Raw genomic sequence first — 20,225 nt, 5'->3', positions numbered from 1 at the left:
CGATGAGGGGGCAAGCATTGAATGGTCATGCAGTCATGTGTATATACTTCTATTCGTGTCCAAGATGCTCACCTCCCTCCCCGTAGGCGAACGCGTCGGGATCGCCTTCTCCGGCGGCCTCGACACCTCCGTGGCGGTCGCGTGGATGCGCGAGAAGGGTGCGGTTCCCTGCACCTACACCGCCGACATCGGCCAGTACGACGAGCCCGACATCGCCTCGGTGCCGGGCCGCGCGACGGCGTACGGCGCCGAGATCGCCCGGCTGGTCGACTGCCGGGAGGCCCTCGTGGAGGAGGGTCTGGCCGCGCTGGCCTGCGGGGCGTTCCACATCCGCTCCGGCGGCCGCACCTACTTCAACACGACGCCGCTCGGCCGCGCCGTCACCGGCACCCTGCTGGTGCGCGCGATGCTCGACGACGGCGTGCTGATCTGGGGCGACGGCTCCACGTTCAAGGGGAACGACATCGAGCGGTTCTACCGCTACGGCCTGCTGGCGAACCCGTCGCTGCGCATCTACAAGCCGTGGCTCGACGCCGACTTCGTCAGCGAGCTCGGCGGGCGCAAGGAGATGTCGGAGTGGCTGCTCGCCCGCGGCCTGCCCTACCGTGCGAGCACGGAGAAGGCGTACTCCACCGACGCGAACATCTGGGGCGCCACCCACGAGGCCAAGAGGCTCGAGCACCTCGACGCCGGCATCGAGATCGTCGAGCCGATCATGGGCGTGCGGTTCTGGGACCCTGAGGTCGAGATCCCGGCCGAGGACGTCACGATCGGGTTCGAGCGGGGCCGGCCGGTGACGATCAACGGCAAGGAGTTCGCCTCGGCCGTCGATCTGGTGCTGGAGGCCAACGCGATCGGCGGCCGGCACGGGCTCGGCATGTCCGACCAGATCGAGAACCGCGTCATCGAGGCCAAGAGCCGGGGCATCTACGAGGCGCCGGGCATGGCGCTGCTGCACGCGGCCTACGAGCGGCTGGTCAACGCCATCCACAACGAGGACACCCTGGCCAGCTACCACATCGAGGGCAGGAAGCTGGGCCGGCTGCTCTACGAGGGCCGCTGGCTCGACCCGCAGGCGCTGATGCTGCGCGAGTCGCTGCAGCGCTGGGTCGGCATGGCGATCACCGGCGAGGTGACGCTGCGGCTGCGGCGCGGGGAAGACTACTCGGTGCTCGCCACGACGGGCCCGGCGTTCAGCTACCACCCCGACAAGCTGTCGATGGAGCGCACCGAGGACGCCGCGTTCGGCCCGCTCGACCGCATCGGCCAGCTCACCATGCGCAACCTCGACATCGCCGACTCGCGCGCGAAGCTGGAGCAGTACGCCGGGCTCGGCATGGTGGGGCACCAGACGCTGCTGGGCACCACGCAGGTGGCCGCGACGGGGCTGATCGGCGCGATGCCGGAGGGCGGCGCCGAGGCGATCGCCTCTCGTGGCGAGGCCCCCGGCGAGGTGTCCGACGACGACGTGCTGCTCGACCAGGCGGCGATGGAGGCCGGCACCGACTGACGCACGCGCCCCTTCATCCTCTGCCGGGTGTGTCCCGCCCGGCAGAGGTCCCTTGCCACACCGATGCGGCGGCCAAACATATCCAAGACAACCGGTCTAGCGGGTTGTCATTGACTGGAATTGTTGGAACATATGGTTCGAGTCATCGAGTGAGGTCCAGAGATCGTCTACCGGCTTGCCGGTAGCGGCGAGGGAAAAGGGGCCATCATGCACCAGCGTGCCGTGCGGAACTTGGCCGGCCTCGAGACCACGCAGGCCAGAATAACGCGCATCTTCGACGCTGCGGCAGGTGGCAAGAACCATTTCCTCGCGGACAAGGACACGGTCCGCCATTTTGATCAGGCGGCCCCGGCTCTGACCACGGCGGCCCGCGCGGTGCTCGAATTCTTCTCCCGCATGATCGGCCATTTGTCCGCGGAAGGCGTCGACCAGTATCTGATCGTGGGCAGCGGCATCCCGAGCGGCCCGTCGGCCGGGCACGGCCTGCACGACGTGGCCCGCCAGGCGTGCGCCGCCGCCCCGCGCGTCCTGTACGTCGAGAACAACCCGATGGTGGTCACCATGGCGCAGGCCACCATCGAGCCCTTCACCGACCTGGTGCGCGTCGTGGAGGGCGACATCCGCGAGATCGACGAGGTGCTGCGCGACCACGTGGTGCGCACGTTCATCGACTGGGACCGGCCGGTGGCCGTGCTGCTGCTGTCGACCTACAGCCTCAACGACGACGAGTACGCCCACTACGTCATCAAGCGCCTGCGGCACACGGCGCCGGGCGGCAGCTTCCTCGGCCTGCTGCACACCACGTTCGACGGCGTCCCGCCGGAGCTGCTGCCGGCCATCCGCGACCTGCTCGCGATGACGCTGCCGCACCTGGCGATCCGCACGAAGGACGAGGTGGCGGCCCTGCTGGAGGGGCTCGACCTGGTGGCGCCCGGGCTGGTGTGGGTGCCGGAGTGGCGCCCTGACGACAACGGCCACGCCTGTCGCGAGGAGCCCAGCTCGTCGGGCAACTACGGTGCCGTCGCTCGCATCCCCTGAGGAAACTTCTCTGCCACGCATTCACAAAAGTGAAGGCGAGCGCTTATCGTAAGTGTGGGAGCGCTCCCAAAATGAAAGAACGTGATGCGTATGGCCCCCCACCTCGCCCCTCACGGCGGGTCCCTGACCGCCCCTCAGGCCCGCGCGGTGGAGTACCTGCTGCCCTCCGCTCCCGCCGGCGTCGCCGAGGCCCGCTCCCTCGTCCGGGCGGAGCTGTCTCGCTGGGAGCTGGCCCACCTCTCCGACGACTGTCTGCTGATCGTCAGCGAGCTCGTCACCAACGTCGTACGGCACGGCGGCTCCGCCTACACGCTGCGGCTGGAGGAGCGCGGGGGCCGGTTGTACGGCGAGGTGTTCGACCCGGGCGAGGGCGTGCCGTTCCAGCGCTCCCCCGGCGTGGACGCCCTGTCGGGGCGCGGCCTGCAGATCGTCGCCGCGATCGCGGACGAGTGGGGCGTGACACCGGCCGACAACGGCAAGCTCGTCTGGTTCGCGATCACCGCCTGACCGCTCCGTCACCGAACGCGGCTCGCGATCGCCGCCTGAACACCCGTGTCGCCCCCTGACCACCCCCGTCACCGGGCGGAGCCCAGTGCCGGCCGTTCCCGCAGGATCCTGATGAGCAGCCCGGTCAGCCGCTCCCGCTCCGCCTCGTCCAGCGGCGCGAACCACTCCCCCTCCCGCCGCGCCTGCTCGGCGAACGCCTCCCGCACGGCCTTCTCCCCCGCGCCGGTGAGCGCGATGACGACCGCGCGGCCGTCGCCCGGCACCGGCCGCCGCTCCACCAGCCCGCCGCGCTCCAGCGTGTTGACCGCGTTCGTGACGGCGGAGCGGGACATGGCCGACAGCTCGGCCAGCCGGACCGGCTGGGTGGGGCCGAGCAGCCACAGCTTGAACATCAGCCGGAAGCCCGGCAGCGTCCAGCCGCGCGGCCGGTGGATGCGCGTCTCCAGGTCCGTCACGAGCAGGTAGGCGAGCTGCAGCAGGTGGTAGGCCAGCGCGAACGCGTCGGGATCGGCGGGCGGCGGCATCGCGGCCAGCCGCTCCCGCGCGTACGCGGCGTACTCGAGGTCGGGCGGCCCGGCCTGGGAATCGGTCACCGGTCAAGTCTTGCGTAGCGGGACGCCCACCCGAGATATTGTTTCGGCCATAACAATCTCGGAGGAGGGCCAGTGCGCATCGTCATCGCCGGAGCCGGCATCGGCGGCCTGACCGCCGCACTCAGCCTGCACGCGGCGGGCTTCTCCGACGTGACCGTGCACGAGGCCGCCCGGGAGCTGAAGCCCCTCGGCGTCGGCATCAACCTGCTCCCCCACGCCGTCCGCGAGCTGACCGAGCTGGGCCTGGCCGACCGCCTGGCCGCGATCGGCGTCGCCACGGCCGAGCTGGCCTACTTCAACCGCTACGGCACCCCCATCTGGTCCGAGCCGCGCGGGCTCGGCGCCGGCTACGCCTGGCCGCAGTACTCCGTGCACCGGGGCCGCCTGCAGATGCTGCTGCTGGAGGCGGTGATCGAGCGGCTGGGGCCGGACAGCGTACGGACCGGCAGCCGCATCACCGGCCCCGGCGAGGAGGACCTGCTGATCGGCGCGGACGGCATCAACTCGGCCGTGCGCGCGCACCTGTACCCGGACGAGGGGCCGCCCCCGGGGAACGGCCTGGTGCTGTGGCGCGGCACCACGTACGGCGAGCCGTTCCTGACCGGCCGATCCATGATCATGGCGGGCGACGGCACGCAGAAGTTCGTCGCCTACCCGATCGAGACCGGCGAGCGCACCCTGATCAACTGGATCGCCGAGCGCCCGCTCGACGGCGAGCCGCCCGAGCGCGGAAACTGGAACCGCCCCTGCGACCTGGCCGAGGTCGGCCGGCACTTCGCCGGCTGGCGCTTCGACTGGCTGGACGTGCCGGGCATCATCGCCGGCGCGGACACGGCCTACGAGTACCCGATGGTGGACCGCGACCCGCTGCCCCGCTGGACCGTCGGCAACGTCACGCTGCTCGGCGACGCGGCCCACGCCATGTACCCGATCGGCTCCAACGGCGCCTCCCAGGCCATCATCGACGCCCGGGTGCTGGCGTACGCGCTGGCCCGCGACGACCTGCCCGCGTACGAGCGGCTGCGGCGGCCCGCCACGACGGCGCTGCAGCTGTCGAACAGGGAGATGGGCCCGGAGGTCGTGATGAAGCTGGCCCACGAGCGGGCGCCGGGCGGGTTCGACGACGTGGAGCAGGTCATCCCGCTGGCGGAGCGGGCCGAGATCGCCGCCTCCTACAAGCGCACGGCGGGCTTCGACCCGGCCTCGCTCAGCGCCCGCCCGTCCTGGAGCGTCACCCGATGAACCTCGAACCGCTCGCCTCCTTCCACGTCGAGCTCGACCCGATCCTCGACCTCGGCGACTCGCCGTGGGGCCGCCGCCGGGTGATCAACATCGTGGGCGGCTCGTTCGAGGGGCCCCGCCTGTCGGGCGTGGTGCTGCCCGGCGGCGCCGACTGGCAGGTGGTGCACGCCGACGGCGCGATCAGCGTGGACACCCGCTACACGCTGCGCACCCACGACGGCGCGCTGCTCTACATCTCGACCAGCGGCGTGCGGCACGGCCCGCCCGAGGTGCTCGACCGGCTCGCGCGGGGCGAGGAGGTGGACCCGTCGGAGTACTACTTCCGGCTGTTCTGCCGTTTCGAGACCGGCGACGAGCGTTATCTGTGGCTGAACCGTACGCTGGCGGTGGCCTCGGCGGCGCGCGCCGCCTCCGCCGTACGGTACGACGCCTACACCCTCACCTGACCGGCGCCGGCCCGACCCACGCCGCCCCGACCCATGCCGGCCCGACCCGCGCCGGCCCGACCCGCGCCGGCCCGACCGACGCCGGAGGCTCCGATGCCGAAGCTCGACCGCTCGCCGATGCGCGTCACCGCCGAGTACGACACGCCCATGCCGATGCGTGACGGCACCGTGCTGCGCGGCACCGTGCACCGCCGGGCGGAGGGTGGGCCGTTCCCGGCGTTGCTGGCGCGCAGCCCGTACGGCGAGGGCGCGTTCCGGATGATCCCGGTGACGGCGGCGCTGGAGGCGGGCTTCGCGGTGGTGCTGCAGCACTGCCGGGGGCGCGGGAGCAGCGACGGCGAGTTCCGCCCGTGGCGGGACGAGGGCGACGACGGGCACGACACGATCGCCTGGATCACCGGGCAGCCGTGGTCGAACGGCGAGGTGGTGATGACCGGCATGTCGTACCTGGCCGGTTGCGCCCTTCAGGCCGCCGCCACCCGCCCGCCGGGGCTCAAGGCGGTGTACGCGGCGATGACGCCGCACGACTTCCACGACGGTCTGAAGTACCACGGCGGGGCGCTGGCCCTGGGCTCGGCGCTCAACTGGGGCGCGATGCAGGCGGCGCTCGGGCTGATGCACGCGGCGGAGGCGGGCGAGGACGTCGGGGCGGCGTTCGGCGCGCTGCTGCCGGCGATGACCGACCAGGCCACGGCGCTGCGCACGCTGCCGCTGGACACGATCGAGGGCATCCCGTGGTGGCGCGAGTGGATCTCCCATCCGGAGCGCGACGCGTTCTGGGAGGAGCTGGCCGAAACGTTGCGGCACGACCGCATCGAGGTGCCGGTGATGCACGTGGCCGGCTGGTTCGACCTGTTCCTCGCGGGCACGCTGGAGAACCACCGGCGGCTGGGCGGCCCGCTGGTCGTCGGGCCCTGGTCGCACCTGACGGCGGCCTCGTCCGGTACGGGGCGGCTCGACTTCGGGTTCGCCGCCTCGGCGCCGGCGGTGCAGCTCGAACAGCGGCAGCTCGCGTTCCTGATGGGCCGCGACACCGGCCCGGCCGTGAGGATCTTCGTGATGGGCGACGACGTGTGGCGGGACGAGGAGGCGTGGCCGCTCGCCCGCGCCGTGGACACGCCGTACTACCTGCGCGCGGACGGCCTGCTCAGCCCCGAGCCGCCGGTCTCGGCCGAGCCGGCGACGTTCACGTTCGACCCGCGCGACCCGGTGCCCACCACCGGCGGCCCGACGCTGCTGGCCGACCCGACGAACGTGGGCCCGCAGGACCAGCGCGACGTGGAGCGCCGCCCCGACGTGCTGTGCTACACGACCGGGGTGCTCGGCTCCGACGTGGAGGTGACCGGGCCGGTGTCGGTGACGCTGCACGCCGAGACCTCGGCCGCCGCCACCGACTGGACGGCCAAACTGGTGGACGTGTACCCGGACGGGCGGGCGATGAGCGTGATCGACGGCATCGTGCGCACCGGCACGCCGTCGGGGACGTACGTGATCGATCTGGTCGCCACCAGCCAGGTCTTCAAGGCCGGTCACCGGATCCGGGTGGAGATCTCCAGCTCGAACTTCCCCCGCTTCGACCGTAACCCGGGAACCGGCCGCCCGGCCGCGCTGGCGACCGAGGCTGACCTGGTCGTACAGAATCAGCGGGTTTTTCCGGACTCGTACATCACGCTGCCGGTGGTGCCGCGTTAAGCGTCCGTTCTCGTTCAGGCAATTTCCAGGTACGCCCGGTACTCTCCCTGGGCATGAAGTGGCAGCGCACAATCAACGGGGCGCTGGCGAGGTACACAGGATTCCAGTTCAACCGAGTAGGTAAAGCAGGGCAAGCGGCTACGACGACGGTCCAGGAAAAGGCTCCGGTCAAACGGCCGGAAACGCCTTTCCGGCCCCCGGCGGATCCGAAGACCGATCGCCTCGTGCAGGCGCCGGTGTTCATCATCTCGCCGGTCCGATCGGGCTCGACGCTGCTGCGGGCGATGCTCAACGCTCACCCGGACCTGCACGCTCCGCACGAGCTGCACGTACGCCGGTTGCGAGTGGAATTCGACACCTCGCTGGCGGAAAAGGCCATGGAGGCACTCGGCCACAACAAGGCCGACCTGGAGCACCTGCTGTGGGACCGCGTGCTCCACCGGGAGCTGGTCCGCAGCGGCAAGCGGTACATCGTCGAGAAGACGCCGGCCAACGCGTTCGCCTACGAGCGGCTGTCCACCTGCTGGCCGGACGCGCGGTTCGTGTTCCTGCTGCGCCACCCCGCCTCGATCGCCAGCTCCTGGTACGAGGCCAGCCCCGGCAAGCGCACCCCCGACGAGGCCGCCGCCGACGCGCTGCGGTACATGAAGGCCGTGCAGCGCGCGCGCAAGGCCCTGCCCGGCCTGACCGTCCGCTACGAGGAGCTGACCGCGGAGCCCGAGCGCGTCGGCCGCGCCATCTGCGACTTCCTCGGCGTGCCCTGGGCGCCCGAGCTGCTCACGTACGGCACCCCCGACGTCGTGACCAAGGGCCTGGGTGACTGGAAGGACAAGATCCGCTCAGGAACGGTACAACGCGGCCGCGACCTGCCCCGCCCCGACCAGATCCCGGATGTGCTGAAGGACATGTGCAGGACCTGGGAGTACCTGACATGAGGATCCGCTACATGCTGCTGCACGCCTACGGCATGGGCGGCACCATCCGCACCGTGGTCAACCAGGCCAACGCCATGGCGGCGGCCGGCCACGACGTCGAGATCGTCAGCGTGGTCCGGCGCAGGACCGAGCCGCAGTTCGCGATCGACCCGCTGGTGCGCCTGTCGACGCTGGTGGACCAGCGCGAAGGCGTCACCGCCGACTCCCTGGCCCGCAAGGTGTGGCGGCGGGCCCGCGGCAAGATCGTCCCGTACGGCGAGTTCGCCGCCGAGTACTTCACCGAGCGCGTCGAGGCGGCCGTCATCGAGTACGTCTCCGGCCTGCGTGACGGCATCCTGGTCACCACCCGCCCCGCGCTCAACCTCATCGCCGCCCGCCGCGCCTCCTCCAGCGTGATCCGCGTCGCCCAGGAGCACATGAACCTCGCCTCCTACCACGAGCGGGTCCGCGAGCAGATCGCCCGCCACTACGGCCGCTTCGACGCGATCGCCGTGCTCACCGAGACCAGCCGCCGCGAGTACCGCAAGCTGCTGAAGGACACGCCGGTCGTGCGCATCCCCAACGCGGTGCACATGGACGAGCGCAAGCACTCCGACCAGAGCGAGCCGATCGTGATCGCCGTGGGCCGGCTGGTGCCGCAGAAGGGCTTCGACATGCTCATCCCGGCCTTCGCGGCCACCGCGGAGGAGCACCCGGAGTGGAAGCTGCGCATCTTCGGCACCGGCCCGTCGAAGGAGCGGCTGCAGAAGCGCATCGACGAGCTCGGCGCGGGCGACCGGATCCGGCTGATGGGCCGCAGCAACCGCATCCACGAGGAGCTGGCCAGGGCGTCGGTGTACGCGCTCAGCTCCCGCATCGAGGGCCTGCCGATGGCCATGATCGAGGCGATGGGCCACGCGCTGCCGATCGTCGCCTTCGACTGCCCGACCGGGCCCGCCGACGTGCTGACCCCCGGCAAGGACGGCCTGCTCGTGCCGCCCCGCAACGTGCCCGCCATGACGGAGGCGCTCGGCCGGGTGATGGGCGATCGCGAGCTGCGGCTGCGCCTGGGCGCCACCGCGGCCGAGACGGCCTACGGCTACACCCCGCACGTCGTGATGCCGATGTGGGAGAAGCTGTTCACGGCGCTGGCCGACCGCCGGCCGATCGACGCCGACCTGCTGAAGGCCGCCCGCTAGCGCCTTCGACGATCCCCGGACGCGTCCGGCACCGGCCGGTGCGCGTCCGCCCCTTCCTCCTGGGGGGCGAGGACTTCCTTCTGAGGGGCGAGGACTTCCTTCTGGGGGGCGAGGACGATGTCGAAGCGCACCCGCGTCCACGGCCCCTCGATCCGCCGCCCGCCCGGCGCGGGCGTGCCGGGCTGCTGCCGGACGAAGTCCTTGACCAGCGACTCCTTGACGCCGAACACGCTGTCGCGCCTCAGGTACGCGCAGCCGCGGACGAAGATGTGCGTCACCAGCGTGCGCAGCCCCTCGGCGGAGACCAGGAAGTGCAGGTGCGAGGCGCGCATCGGCGAGCGCCCGGTGGCCCTCAGCAGGTCGCCGACCGGGCCGTCGGCCGGGATCGGGTACGGCGTCGGCGTGACCCCCCAGAAGGCGAAGCGGCCCTGGTCGTCGCTGTGCAGGCAGGCGCGGCCCGCCGTCCGGCCGTCGCCGTACTGGACGTCGTAGAAGCCGTCGGCGTCGGCCTCCCACACCTCGATCCTGGCGCCCGGCACCGGCGCGCCCGCCGTGTCGGTGACCACGCCCTCCACCCAGCACGGCTCGCCCGCCGCGCCGCCGGGCAGCTCGCCGCCGATCGGGATCTCCGGCGCGCCCTCGGTGAAGAACGGCCCGAGCACGGTCGCCTCGGTGGCGTCGCCGCGCGCCTCGTTGTTGACCGCGATCGTCTGCATCGACAGGCCCAGCACGTCGGACAGCAGGATGAACTCCTGCCGCCGGTCGTCGGTGATGCGCCCGCACGCGGTGAGGAAGCCGATCGCCGCCTCCCACTCCTCCGTGGTCAGCCGCGTCTCGCGGACGAACGCGTGCAGGTGCCCGACCAGGGCCTGGACGAGCTGCTTGAGCCGGGGCGACGGCGTGCCCTCGAAGGCCGCCAGCACCTGCTCGACCAGGGCCTGCTCACGGGCATCCTGCTCCTCGCTCATGCCCCACTATGACACGATCGCCCCGCCTCCCGGGAACATCGGCGGCTCCTGCTCGGGGGTGAGCGCGGTCGGCCCGAACAGCCAGTCCACGTAGGTGTAGTCGTGCACGTCGCGCCCGCGCAGCACGTCGTTGCGCCACAGCCGCTTGTCCCCGTCGTGGTGCCACAGGTTCCCCCAGGCGCGCGCGGTCGTCACCACGCGGCGGCAGTGCTCGGGACGGACGGCGTCGTACGCCGCCAGCACCGCGTCCCAGTCGCCGCTAGCGCCCGCGTGCTCCGACAGCACCCAGGCGTCCTCGATCGCCATCACCGCGCCCTGCGCCAGGTACTGCAGCGGCGGGTGCGCCGCGTCGCCGGTGAGGGCGATCCTGCCGCTGACCCAGCTCATGATCGGGTCCCGGTCGAACATCCGCCACCAGCGGTCCCGCCACATCAGCGGCAGCCCCGCCCGCACCTGCGCGCACGTGTGCTCGAAGGCCGCGTCCAGCTCGTCGGGCGTGCCCCACTCGGCTTCGCCGGCCAGCGCCTTGGGCGACTCGAACACCGCTACCTGGTTGAACATCTCCCCCTGGCGCAGCGGGTACTGCACGAAGTGGCAGCGGGGGCCGATGTAGACGACCACGTCCTTCGGGTGCACGTCGAGGCCGCGCACCTCGTGGAACGGCACGGCGCCGCGGTAGGCGACGTACGCGGAGCTGACCGGCTCGTCGTCGCTCAGCAGGCGGCGGGCCACCGAGTGCAGCCCGTCGGCGGCGATCACCACCCGGCCGAGCTCCCGCCCGCCCTCGTGCACCGCCACGGCACCGCCCGCGGCCTGCTCGTACCCGGTCACCGTGACGCTCGTGACCAGGTCCACGCCCGCCTCGCGGCAGGCGCGCAGCAGCGTGCCGTGCAGGTCGCTGCGGTGGATCACCACGTACGGGAAGCCGTAGCGGCGCTCCACGTCGTGCAGGTCGAGCCGGGTCAGGACGCTGCCGTCGAGGGCGTCCTTCATGACGATGTGCTCGGGGAGCACGCCCAGCGAGACGATCTCGTCGAGCAGGCCCCAGTGGTCGAGGATGCGGGTGCAGTTGGGCGCGATCTGCAGGCCGGCGCCGACCTCGCCGAACTCCCGCGCCCGCTCCAGCACCCGCACCCGCAGGCCCTTGCGGCTGAGGGCGAGGGCGTTGGCCAGGCCGCCGATGCCGCCGCCCACCACCACTACGTCGACACTGGTCATCCGGGGTGTTCCTCTCGTCGGGGGGCTAGAGCCAGCGCGGCAGGGCGGGGGCGGGGCGGCCTCCTGGGCCGGTGGCTCGCCCGGACAGGTAGGCGGCCAGCTCGGCGAGGGTGCCGGTGACGGTGACGGGGTCGTCCCCGGTGCCGGAGACGTGCCACGTGCCGTCGTGATCCGTCGCCTTGAGCAGGAGCGCGGGGCCGTCGGCGGCGCCGGAGCGCTTGGCGGCGATGTCGTCGACCAGGGCCGCGAGGAAGTCCGGCGGAAGGTCGGCGAAGCCGACCCCCGCGCCGAGATCGACGGCGTGCACCATGACCTCCCGCGCCCGCAGCCACGGGATCTCGGTCGCCGGGACGGTGCGGCCCTGCGCGGTGCGCACCGGCCGGGTCCACTGCCACTCGTCCAGCCCGGACAGCCGCTTCTCCAGCAGCCCGGCGGAGGTCGCGGCCCAGGAGCGCAGCTCGGCCGGGGACCGCACCGCGCCCGTGCGGATGTCGGCGTCGCGCTGCTCGAACGAGGTGTACATGGGGCGCTCCTCGCCCGTGCTCGCCCAGTGCGCCAGGTTGAGCAGCGCGTCGGCGTTCGCGGCGACGTGCGCCAGCAGGTGCCTGCCGGTCCAGCCGGTCAGCGCCGTCGGCCGGTCCAGGCGGTCGTCGGGCAGGCGGGCGAGCGCGTCGAAGAACGTGCCGGTGCCCTCGGCCATCCAGCGCAGGCTGTCGGCCAGGCTCCGCCGGGCCGCCATCAGGACGCTCCCTCAGCGGCGGGCTTCTCCGCCACCGCCTTCGACTCCGCGCGGCCCAGGCCGGTGATCTCGGTGGCCAGGACGCTGCCGTCGGTGAGGTAGCGGGCGGGCTCGCGGGCGTGCCCCACCCCGCCGGGCGTGCCCGTCGCGATCACGTCGCCCGGGTTGAGGGTGACGATCGTGGAGACGTACCGGACCAGCGCCACGGGGTCGAATACCAGGTCCGAGGTGTCGGCCCGCTGCACCACCTCGCCGTCCACGTACCCGGTCAGGGTGAGCGAGGGGCGGGTGCCGCCGGGCAGCTCGTCCGGAGTGACCAGGTACGGGCCGAACGGCGTGCTGGCCTCCCACGTCTTGCCCTGCAACCACACCGGCGAGCGGTACTGCCAGTCGCGCATGGTGACGTCGTTGAGCACGGCGAACCCGGCGATGGCCGCCTCCGCCTCCGCCTCACCCGCTCGCCTTACCCGCGCGCCGATGACGACGGCCAGCTCCGCCTCCCAGTCCACCTGGCCGGACTCGGGCGGCAGCAGGATCTCGTCGTACGCGCCGATCAGCGCCTCGGCGTACTTGGCGAACAGCGTCGGATACCGGGGCAGCTCGCGGCCCATCTCCAGGATGTGCGTGCGGTAGTTCAGCCCGATGCACACGATCTTGCCGGGGCGGGGCACGACCGGCGCGAACCCGGCGCTCTCGACCGCGTCTCCGCGCGCCCGCGCGGCACGCTCGGCCCAGCCCGGCCGGGCCAGCAGCTCGCCCACGTCGGCGGCGCCGAGATCCACCGACGCGTCCTCGTCCACGCGCACGGCCCTGGTCCGGCCGTCAGCCGTGCGGATGGTGGCCAGCCTCATGCCTTGCCGTTCCCTTCCACGGTGACCCGGTCGAGGTGCAGCGCCTCGAAGACCGGCCCGTCGCTGAACCTGAACAGATCGAGCGCGCCCGAGTCGGAGTCGGACGCCGACGCCTCGGACCTGGCCGAGAACGGCTGCCACGAGGGCACCACGAACAGGTCGCCGCGGGTCACCGACCACGACCTGTCGCCGACCGTGACGCGCCCGCTGCCGTCGAACACCTGGAACACCGACGAGCCCGCCTCGCGGCGCGGCGCGGTCTCTGCCCCGGTCCGGATCCGGTGCATCTCCGCCCGGATGGTCGGCAGCACGTCGCCGCCGGTGGTGGGGTTGGTGTAGCGGACGGCCGCGTGGCCCGGCTCGACCGTCCCCGCGTACCCCTCCGCCTCCAGGTCGAGCTGGTCGGCCAGCGCGCGGTCGGTGTCGGCCCAGCGGTAGGCCAGCAGCGGGGTGCCCGGCCGCGGGCCGGGCGCGGAGACGGGGCGCAGGCCCGGATGCCCCCACAGCCGCTCGGAGCGGGAGCGGTCCGGGGTGGTGCGCTCGGCGTCGGAGATCCGGTCCCGGCCGAACTCGAAGAACTGGGCGTCCACGGCGTACTGGAACGGGATGTCCAGGCCGTCGATCCAGGCCATCGGCTCGGCGGCGCCGTTGTGGTGGGCGTGCCAGTTCCAGCCCACCTGGGGCAGGAAGTCGCCGCGCCGCATCGGCACCGGGTCGCGCCCGACGACCGTCCACACGCCCTCGCCCTCGACGACGAACCGGAACGCGTGCTGCGTGTGCCGGTGCTCCGGCGCGTCCTCACCCGGCATCAGGTACTGGATCGCCGCCCACAGCGTCGGCGTGGCGAACGGCCGGCCGCCCAGCCCCGGGTTCGCCAGCGCGATCGCCCGCCGCTCCCCGCCGCGGCCGACCGGCACCAGGTGCCCGGCCCGCTCCGCCAGGGCCAGCAGGCTCCGCCAGCGCCACAGGTGCGGGACCGCCTTCGAGCGCGGGTGCGGCGGCATCAGGTCGCCGATCTCCGTCCAGAGCGGGATCAGCAGCTCCCGCTCGAAGCCGCGGTACAGCTCCTCCAGCGCGGGCGACGGCGGCGGCTGGTCCGGGGCGTCGACCACGGCGAGGCGCACCGGATGGTTCGCGGTGTGGGTCATCTCGGCTCCTTCGGGCGTGCGGCTCGATGCCGTCGGTGCCAGCTTGTAGCCTGGGCGCGCCAGAAGAACAGGACATTCTGCTCTGAAGAATCCGCCGGACCCGCTGTGAAGAATCCACCGAACTACGCCATCCGCAGCGTCGACCACGCGCTGCAGCTCGCCGTCATGCTGCAGGTGGAAGGGCCGCTCGGCGTCGGCGAGGCCGCCGAACGGCTCGGCGTCGTGCCCTCCACGGCGCACCGGCTGCTCGCCATGCTGGTGTACCGCGACTTCGCCGTGCAGCTCGAAGACCGCCGTTACGCGGCCGGGCCCGTGCTCTCGCTCGGCGCCAGCTCCCTGTCCCACACCTCACGGCTGCGCGCGATCGCCATGCCGCACCTGTCGGCGCTCGTCGAGCGGGTACGCGAGAGCGCGAACCTCGTCATCCTGGCCGGCGACCACGTACGGTTCATCGGCACCGTGGAGTGCGCCCAGGCGCTGCGGGTCGGCAACCGCGAAGGCATGGTCTTCCCCGCCCACCTGGCGTCCGGCGGCAAGGTCATGCTCGCCGACCTGCCGCCCGAGCGGCTCGACCTCCTCTACAGCGCGGAGAAGTGGGCCGACCGGCCCGAGCAGCGGCCCAACCTGGCGGCGCTGCGCCGCGAGCTGCGCACGACGCGGGAGCGCGGGTTCGCCATCAACGCGGGCCGTACCGAAGCGGGCGTCACCGCCGTCGGCCGGGCCGTGCGCGGCGCCGACGGCACGGCCCAGGCGGCCGTGTCGGTGTCGATGCCGACCACGCGCTTCTCCCGGGACCTGCTGCCCGGCCTGGTCGGCGCGCTGGCCGCGACCGCGCGCGACATCGAGGCGGAGATGCGCGGCGCCGCCATGTGAGCCCTCCTGTCTTGGGCGGCCGGCTCGCTCAGCACATGGTCCAGGTCGCCGACTTGCTCCTGCGCTGCGGGGAGGTGAGCTGGAAGACCACGGTGTGGGACGTGCCCAGCTCCGGCCTGACCTCCTTCTTCGAGCCGAAGTAGTCGCTCTTGCCGTAGGACGGGATCCTCCTGGAGCCGCTCTCCAGCACTTGGCCGTCCACGATCCACTGGTTGGAGAACGGGGCGCCCGCCTGGCTCGCGTCCAGGCCGATGCCGAAGCCGATCGAGCCCGTGTAGCAGGTCACGCCCTCAGGGTTGATCCTCGACGCGCCGGCGACCCGCACGTACGCGAGGCTGGACGAGGCCGCCGCCGGCCGCGTCTTCCTCGCACTGGCGGACGGCGACGGCCGGGTGGCGGCCGTCCGCGTCCGGGACGGGGTGGGGCGCGGCCGCGTGGTCGTGACGGTGGGCGACGGGGTGCTCTTGGGGGTCCTTCTGGGGTGCTTTTCGGGGTGCTTCTGGGAGTGGACGGCGTGGTGCGGGCGCGGTGCCCGCTTCTGGTGGCGGACGAGGTCGGCTCGCTGGAGCCGGCCGCCAGCACCGGAGTGACGGGAGTCTCGTCGGCCCGGACGTTCCACACGCCGACCCCGGCCATCAGGCACGAGCCCATGCACCTTAGCGAGATAAATCCCGACTTGTACCCTGGTTCCTCCGGGCTGAGGCCAGCGGGCCACCCCTCGCGGGCCGGCGCGCCGCAGCCCCGCCCCTCGCGGGCCGACGCGCCGCAGCCCCGCCCCGCGCGGGCCGAGGCTAGTGCGCCGCGACCGCCTGCTTCTTGCGGGCCCGGTAGGCCGCCGCCTTGACCTTGTTGCCGCACGACTCCATGCCGCACCACTCCCGCCGCCCGCCCCGCGACCGGTCGATGAAGACCTTGGTGCACTCGGGGTTGGCGCACTCCTTCATCAGCGGCACGTCCGGCCCGCTGAGCAGCTCGATGGCGTGCCGTGCCACGGTGGACAGCGCCTGCTCGGGGGTCGCCTCCGTCCACCGGCCCGCAGCGGTGAGCCTGGGGGTCGCGGGTGGCGTGCGGGCCGCCTCGTTCACCAGCGCGAGCGCCTGCTCGTCGTAGCCCTCGCCGGCGAGCCGGGCGGTGACCAGCGCGTAGATGGCCTCTCGCACCCGCACGGCCCGCGCGAGGTCGTCCCCGGAGCAGGAGGGCGCCTCGTTGACCAGGCCGCACTCCACGTACCAGGAGTCGAGCGCGGCGGGGGCGTCCAGCGTCTCGAAGCGGGCGGTGCGGCGGGCGCGCATCGTGCAGGCGAAGTCGAGTGCGGGGTTGCCGCACAGGAAGACATGTTTCACATCACCAGTTTGACAGGTGACGTCCCGATCGGGCAATCGCCGGGTGGGAAGGGCGGTGAAGACGAAATGAAACAGGTCCGGGTTTGACTGGAGTCCGTACCGATCACCCCACCTCTCCGGGAATCTCATGAAAAGACCCCTTCTTCCCCTCCTTCTGGCCCTGCTCGCCGCGACGTCCTTGATCCCCGCGACCGCCGCCCACGCCCGTTCCGGCCCCGAGCGGCCCGCCGTCGTCTTCGACACCGACATGGACTTCGACGACGCCGCCACCCTGGCCTACCTCGCCCAGGAGCACCACGCCGGCCGCATCGACCTGCGCGCCATCACCGTCACGAACAGCGGCGCCGGCTTACCCGGCCGGGCCATCCGGCACGCCAGGTGCCTGGCCGAGCGGCTCGGCCTGCGCGGCGTCCGCATCGCCGACGGCTCGGGCACCGGGCCCCACTCCTTCCCCGCCGACCTGCGCCGGCTCTTCGACCGGGTGCTCACGGCGGCCACCCCCGGCTGCGCGGGCGACGAGAGCCCGTCGGCCGTGCGCGCCCCCGAGCTGATCAGGAAGCTGCTGCGGGACGACCCCTCGACCCAGATCATCGCCACCGGCCCGCTCACCAACCCGGCCGCCGCCCTGCCGTACTCGGCGGCGCGGCTGACCACGATGGGCGGCGCCGTCCACGTGCCGGGGAACCTGTGCTGCGGCACGCCGCCGGAGTTCGACGGGACGCAGGAGTTCAACTACTGGCTCGACCCCGCCGCCGCCCGCGCCGTGCTCACCGGCAGCCGGGGAGCCGTCCGCATGGTGTCGCTGGACGCCGCCAACGAGGTGCCGATCACGGACACGTTCCTGGACCGGCTCGCCGCCGACCACGGCACCCCGGCCGCCGCCACCGTCCTGGAGATCGTCACCCATCCCGAGGTGCGGCCCCTGATCGCGCAGAACCTCCTCTACTGGTGGGACCCGCTCGCCGCCATGAGCGCCGTCCGCCCCGGATACGTGGAGTTCGCGTACGGACGCGTGGACGTCGTGCTCAGCGGCCCGTCGGCCGGCCGCACGTTCCTGTCCCCGGCGGGAGGCCGGCTCCGGTACGGCACGGCCGCCGACCGGGCCGCGTTCGAGCGACGCTTCCTCGACACCCTGAACGGCCGCCCCTAGGAACGCAGGCGATCGGTGGCCTGGATGAGCAGGCTGCGGATGCCGGGCTCCGAGCCGCCGTGACCGGCGTCCTCCACGATGTGCAGCTCCGCCTCCGGCCAGGCCTGGTGCAGGGCCCACGCCTGGCCGGGCGGCGTCTTGATGTCGTAGCGGCCGTTGACGATGACGGCCGGGAGGTGGCGGATGCGGTCGATCCCGGCCAGCAGGCCCTCGTCCGGGAGGAAGGCCCCGTTCGCGATGTAGTGGTGCGTGATGCGGGCGAAGCCCAGCAGCATGGCGTCGTCGAGGTCGGGCGGGGCGACCGGGAGCAGCGTGTTCGCCGACAGCTCCCAGCCCATCCAGGCGCGCGCTGCGGGCAGGTGCACGGCTGGGTCGGGGTCGGCGATGCGGCGGCCGTAGGCGGCGATCAGGTCGTGCCGCTCCTCGGCGGGGATCGGGGCGACGAAGGCCGCCCACTCGGCCGGGAACAGGTGCGCCGCCCCCGACGGCGTGAACGACCACGCCTGGTCGCCGGGCCGGACGAGCCACACGCCGCGCAGCACCAGCCCGGTCACGCGGCCGGGGTGCGCCTGCGCGTAGGCGAGACCGAGGGTCGTCCCCCAGCTTCCGCCGAACACCAGCCAGCGCTCGACGCCCAGGTGCTCCCGCAGCCGCTCGATGTCGGCGACCAGGTGCGGCGTGGTGTTGTGGCGCAGCGAGACGGCCGGGTCGCCGGCGTGGGGGCGGCTGCGACCGCAGTTGCGCTGGTCGAACAGCACGATCCGGTACGCGTCCGGGTCGAAGAAGCGCCGATGGTCGGGCAGCAGGCCACCGCCGGGGCCGCCGTGCAGGAACAGCGCGGGCTTGCCGGCGGGGTTGCCGCAGGTCTCCCAGTAGATCTCGTTGCCGTCGCCGACGGCGAGCAGGCCGGAGTCGTACGGCTCCGTCTTCGGGTACCAGTCGATCACGCTACCCGAAGATAGATCACCGTCCCGGACGCCGGTGGCCGGCTCTCGTTGTCGAGGTCGGCGCACCCGCGCCCAGGATCGCCGGATCGGGCCCCGCGGCGACCGACCCGGAGTCGCCCACGTACGTGTGCCGTGCCCAGCCGATCGCCCAGCCGATCGCCCAGCCGATCGCCCAGCCGATCGCCGGGCTGTCACCGGGTGGTGGAGCGCGCCGGCATCGCCCCGTGTCGCGGCAGAGGGAGCGTGGCGGGCACGGCGCTGTGCCCGCCCTGTCACCGGAGGTCGCCGGCGCTCGGGCCCGCGTACCGGGCCGGGGGGATCAGGAGTTGCAGCCGCAGCTGCAGGTGCTGGCGCAGGAGCAGGAGGATCCGTGTCCGCATGAGCAGGATTTCGTTCTCTTCGCCGTCATACCGGATACGTTGCACGGAACGCGGTCGCCCGAACTCGCCGCGAAGCGACAAACACCACGCCCTCACGGCAGGAACATGGCTCTTGGCATGCTCCCGCCACGAGATCCCGGGACGGCCTCCTGGATGATGGGAGGTGATGTCGATCCATTCACTGCCGGCGCGGCCACGGCCGGAGCCGTACGAGGTCCGGGTCCGCGCGGCGCGGCCGCAGCTGCGTCCCTTCGTGCTGGGCTGGGCGGGTTTCCGCACGCCGGCGGTGGCGGGGCAGCCCACCAGGATGTTGCCGCTGAACGCGGCCACCTTGATCGTCGACTTCACGGGCGCGGGGGCGTTCGTCACCGGGCCGCGCGGCGCCGCGACGCTCGTTCCTCAGGCGCTCTGGCGTCACGGGGTGGCGGTCGGGCTGACGCCCGCCGGGATGGCGGCGCTGACCGGGACGCCCATGCGCGAGGTGGCCGGCGCCGCGGCCGTCCCGCTGGAGGTTCTTCTCGGGGCCGGTCAGGCCGGCGAGCTGGCCGGGCGGCTGGCGGAGCAGGCGGGCTGGGCGGAGCGCTTCGCCCTGCTGGAGCGGTGGCTGGCGACCCGGCTGCGACCGGCCGGCCCCGACGAGTTGATCATGCGGGCGTGGCGGCGGCTGCAGCAGCCGCCGGACGGGCGGCTGCTGGGCCCGCACGCGCGGCTGCGGGAGCCGGGCGGGCGGGTCACGGTGGAGGCGGTGGCCGCCGAGCTGGGTGTCAGCCGTCGCTATCTGGAGCTGGGGTTCCGGCGCACGGTGGGGCTGTCGCCGAAGACGGTGGCGCGGGTCGCCCGGTTCCAGCGGGCGGTGCGGGCGCTGAGCCGTCCCGCCGCCGTGCTGGACGAGGCGGCGATCGCGTGCGGTTACGCCGACCAGCCGCATCTGACACGCGAGGTGCGGGCGATGGCGGGGATGACGCCGGGACAGCTGTTCGCATTCGTTCAAGACACCGGGACGGCGGCGCACTAGCGTGCGCGTTCATGACGCTCACCGGGACGACGGGACGGGCTCTCGCGGCCGATCCCACCCTCGCCGACTTCGGCCATGATCCGCTGTGGATCACCATCCTCAAGGCCGTGATGGTGTTCGTGTTCCTGGGGCTCGGCGTGGTCTTCGGGGTGTGGTTCGAGCGCAAGCTGATCGCGCGGATGCAGCACCGCCACGGCCCCAACCGGGCGGGCAGGTCCGGCTTGCTGCAGTCGGTCGCGGACGCGATCAAGATGGGGCTGAAGGAGGATCTCTTCCCCCGGAACGTGGACCGGGTGCTCTACCTGCTCGCCCCGGTGATCATGGTGGTGCCGGCGTTCCTGGCCTTCTCCATCGTGCCGTTCGGGCCGGTGGTGAACCTGTTCGGCGTCGAGACGCCGCTGCAGCTGGTGGACCTGCCGGTGGCGGTGCTGTTCATGCTGGCCATGGGCGCC

At 72.7% G+C, this 20,225-nt stretch carries 22 protein-coding genes; 13 read left to right on the top strand and 9 right to left on the bottom strand.

All coding sequences use genetic code 11. The features are described from left to right. The first annotated feature begins 55 nt into the window (after positions 1 to 55). From argG to HCN51_RS48850, 3 genes are all read left to right on the top strand, one after another. Positions 56 to 1,510, top strand: a complete 1,455-nt coding sequence (gene argG / locus HCN51_RS48860; protein WP_168019131.1) for an argininosuccinate synthase — start codon at positions 56 to 58, stop codon at positions 1,508 to 1,510. Between the two features lie 207 nt (positions 1,511 to 1,717). Beyond that, positions 1,718 to 2,548 (top strand): SAM-dependent methyltransferase, encoded by an 831-nt coding sequence (locus HCN51_RS48855; protein ID WP_080036752.1) that lies wholly within the window; start codon positions 1,718 to 1,720, stop codon positions 2,546 to 2,548. Positions 2,549 to 2,632: 84 nt separating this feature from the next. Further along, positions 2,633 to 3,055: an ATP-binding protein gene (locus HCN51_RS48850; RefSeq protein WP_186404272.1), complete on the top strand. Its 423-nt coding sequence runs from the start codon at positions 2,633 to 2,635 to the stop codon at positions 3,053 to 3,055. 68 nt (positions 3,056 to 3,123) lie between these two features. Here HCN51_RS48850 and HCN51_RS48845 read toward each other — a convergent pair whose 3' ends face one another. Further along, positions 3,124 to 3,648, bottom strand: coding sequence for a MarR family winged helix-turn-helix transcriptional regulator (locus tag HCN51_RS48845; RefSeq protein WP_346434072.1), 525 nt, complete (start codon positions 3,646 to 3,648; stop codon positions 3,124 to 3,126). A 72-nt stretch (positions 3,649 to 3,720) separates the two neighbouring features. Between HCN51_RS48845 and HCN51_RS48840 the strand changes: the two genes are divergently transcribed. The 5 genes from HCN51_RS48840 to HCN51_RS48820 all read left to right on the top strand — a co-directional run bounded on the left by HCN51_RS48840 (position 3,721) and on the right by HCN51_RS48820 (position 9,141). Next, positions 3,721 to 4,890, top strand: coding sequence for an FAD-dependent monooxygenase (locus HCN51_RS48840; protein WP_168019122.1), 1,170 nt, complete (start codon positions 3,721 to 3,723; stop codon positions 4,888 to 4,890). Beyond that, positions 4,887 to 5,336: a DUF3237 domain-containing protein gene (locus HCN51_RS48835; RefSeq protein ID WP_206068781.1), complete on the top strand. Its 450-nt coding sequence runs from the start codon at positions 4,887 to 4,889 to the stop codon at positions 5,334 to 5,336. Before HCN51_RS48840 ends, HCN51_RS48835 begins: the two co-directional genes overlap by 4 nt. A gap of 93 nt (positions 5,337 to 5,429) precedes the next feature. After that, positions 5,430 to 7,028, top strand: a complete 1,599-nt coding sequence (locus tag HCN51_RS48830) for a CocE/NonD family hydrolase (RefSeq protein ID WP_168019114.1) — start codon at positions 5,430 to 5,432, stop codon at positions 7,026 to 7,028. A 236-nt stretch (positions 7,029 to 7,264) separates the two neighbouring features. Next, positions 7,265 to 7,963, top strand: coding sequence for a sulfotransferase family protein (locus HCN51_RS48825; protein ID WP_230465973.1), 699 nt, complete (start codon positions 7,265 to 7,267; stop codon positions 7,961 to 7,963). Further along, entirely contained in the window at positions 7,960 to 9,141 is a 1,182-nt protein-coding gene (locus HCN51_RS48820) for a glycosyltransferase family 4 protein (RefSeq protein WP_168019104.1), read from the top strand. Before HCN51_RS48825 ends, HCN51_RS48820 begins: the two co-directional genes overlap by 4 nt. Here the strand turns inward: HCN51_RS48820 and HCN51_RS48815 are convergent. Genes HCN51_RS48815 through HCN51_RS48795 form a run of 5 tightly spaced genes read right to left on the bottom strand, consistent with a single transcriptional unit; the run spans position 9,138 to position 14,065 of the window. Then, entirely contained in the window at positions 9,138 to 10,109 is a 972-nt protein-coding gene (locus HCN51_RS48815) for an intradiol ring-cleavage dioxygenase (RefSeq protein ID WP_168019102.1), read from the bottom strand. The genes HCN51_RS48820 and HCN51_RS48815 overlap by 4 nt on opposite strands. A gap of 6 nt (positions 10,110 to 10,115) precedes the next feature. Continuing rightward, a complete protein-coding gene (locus HCN51_RS48810; RefSeq protein ID WP_168019100.1) occupies positions 10,116 to 11,327 on the bottom strand; it encodes an FAD-dependent oxidoreductase in 1,212 nt (403 codons plus the stop codon). A 25-nt stretch (positions 11,328 to 11,352) separates the two neighbouring features. Further along, positions 11,353 to 12,066, bottom strand: coding sequence for a maleylpyruvate isomerase family mycothiol-dependent enzyme (locus HCN51_RS48805; RefSeq protein ID WP_168019098.1), 714 nt, complete (start codon positions 12,064 to 12,066; stop codon positions 11,353 to 11,355). Next, positions 12,066 to 12,917, bottom strand: coding sequence for a fumarylacetoacetate hydrolase family protein (locus HCN51_RS48800; protein WP_168019096.1), 852 nt, complete (start codon positions 12,915 to 12,917; stop codon positions 12,066 to 12,068). The genes HCN51_RS48805 and HCN51_RS48800 overlap by 1 nt, the downstream gene beginning before the upstream one ends. Next, positions 12,914 to 14,065, bottom strand: a complete 1,152-nt coding sequence (locus HCN51_RS48795) for a cupin domain-containing protein (protein ID WP_168019094.1) — start codon at positions 14,063 to 14,065, stop codon at positions 12,914 to 12,916. Before HCN51_RS48795 ends, HCN51_RS48800 begins: the two co-directional genes overlap by 4 nt. 105 nt (positions 14,066 to 14,170) lie before the next feature. Between HCN51_RS48795 and HCN51_RS48790 the strand changes: the two genes are divergently transcribed. Further along, positions 14,171 to 14,938: an IclR family transcriptional regulator gene (locus tag HCN51_RS48790; RefSeq protein WP_346434071.1), complete on the top strand. Its 768-nt coding sequence runs from the start codon at positions 14,171 to 14,173 to the stop codon at positions 14,936 to 14,938. Between the two features lie 28 nt (positions 14,939 to 14,966). Here HCN51_RS48790 and HCN51_RS48785 read toward each other — a convergent pair whose 3' ends face one another. After that, positions 14,967 to 15,224, bottom strand: coding sequence for a hypothetical protein (locus HCN51_RS48785; RefSeq protein ID WP_168019090.1), 258 nt, complete (start codon positions 15,222 to 15,224; stop codon positions 14,967 to 14,969). 10 nt (positions 15,225 to 15,234) lie between these two features. Here HCN51_RS48785 and HCN51_RS48780 point away from each other — a divergent pair, with 10 nt between their 5' ends. Continuing rightward, positions 15,235 to 15,528: a hypothetical protein gene (locus HCN51_RS48780; protein ID WP_168019088.1), complete on the top strand. Its 294-nt coding sequence runs from the start codon at positions 15,235 to 15,237 to the stop codon at positions 15,526 to 15,528. A gap of 201 nt (positions 15,529 to 15,729) precedes the next feature. Here HCN51_RS48780 and HCN51_RS48775 read toward each other — a convergent pair whose 3' ends face one another. Continuing rightward, positions 15,730 to 16,281, bottom strand: a complete 552-nt coding sequence (locus tag HCN51_RS48775; RefSeq protein ID WP_206068780.1) for an ABATE domain-containing protein — start codon at positions 16,279 to 16,281, stop codon at positions 15,730 to 15,732. Between the two features lie 127 nt (positions 16,282 to 16,408). Between HCN51_RS48775 and HCN51_RS48770 the strand changes: the two genes are divergently transcribed. Then, on the top strand, positions 16,409 to 17,431 hold the full coding sequence (locus tag HCN51_RS48770) for a nucleoside hydrolase (protein WP_168019084.1): 1,023 nt from the start codon (positions 16,409 to 16,411) through the stop codon (positions 17,429 to 17,431). Here the strand turns inward: HCN51_RS48770 and pip are convergent. Next, positions 17,428 to 18,378 (bottom strand): prolyl aminopeptidase, encoded by a 951-nt coding sequence (gene pip, locus HCN51_RS48765; protein WP_168019082.1) that lies wholly within the window; start codon positions 18,376 to 18,378, stop codon positions 17,428 to 17,430. The genes HCN51_RS48770 and pip overlap by 4 nt on opposite strands. A 546-nt stretch (positions 18,379 to 18,924) precedes the next feature. Here pip and HCN51_RS48760 point away from each other — a divergent pair. Together HCN51_RS48760 and HCN51_RS48755 are read left to right on the top strand one after the other, a co-directional pair. Further along, positions 18,925 to 19,773 (top strand): helix-turn-helix transcriptional regulator, encoded by an 849-nt coding sequence (locus HCN51_RS48760; RefSeq protein WP_168019080.1) that lies wholly within the window; start codon positions 18,925 to 18,927, stop codon positions 19,771 to 19,773. Positions 19,774 to 19,784: 11 nt separating this feature from the next. Next, on the top strand, positions 19,785 to 20,225 hold a 441-nt coding region (locus tag HCN51_RS48755), incomplete at its 3' end, for an NADH-quinone oxidoreductase subunit H (RefSeq protein WP_206068779.1).

Source organism: Nonomuraea composti (genome assembly GCF_012034275.1).
GTDB classification, from domain to species: domain Bacteria; phylum Actinomycetota; class Actinomycetes; order Streptosporangiales; family Streptosporangiaceae; genus Nonomuraea; species Nonomuraea composti.
The sequence above is the reverse complement of the archived record's forward strand: the minus strand, read 5'-3'. Positions and strand labels throughout refer to the sequence as shown.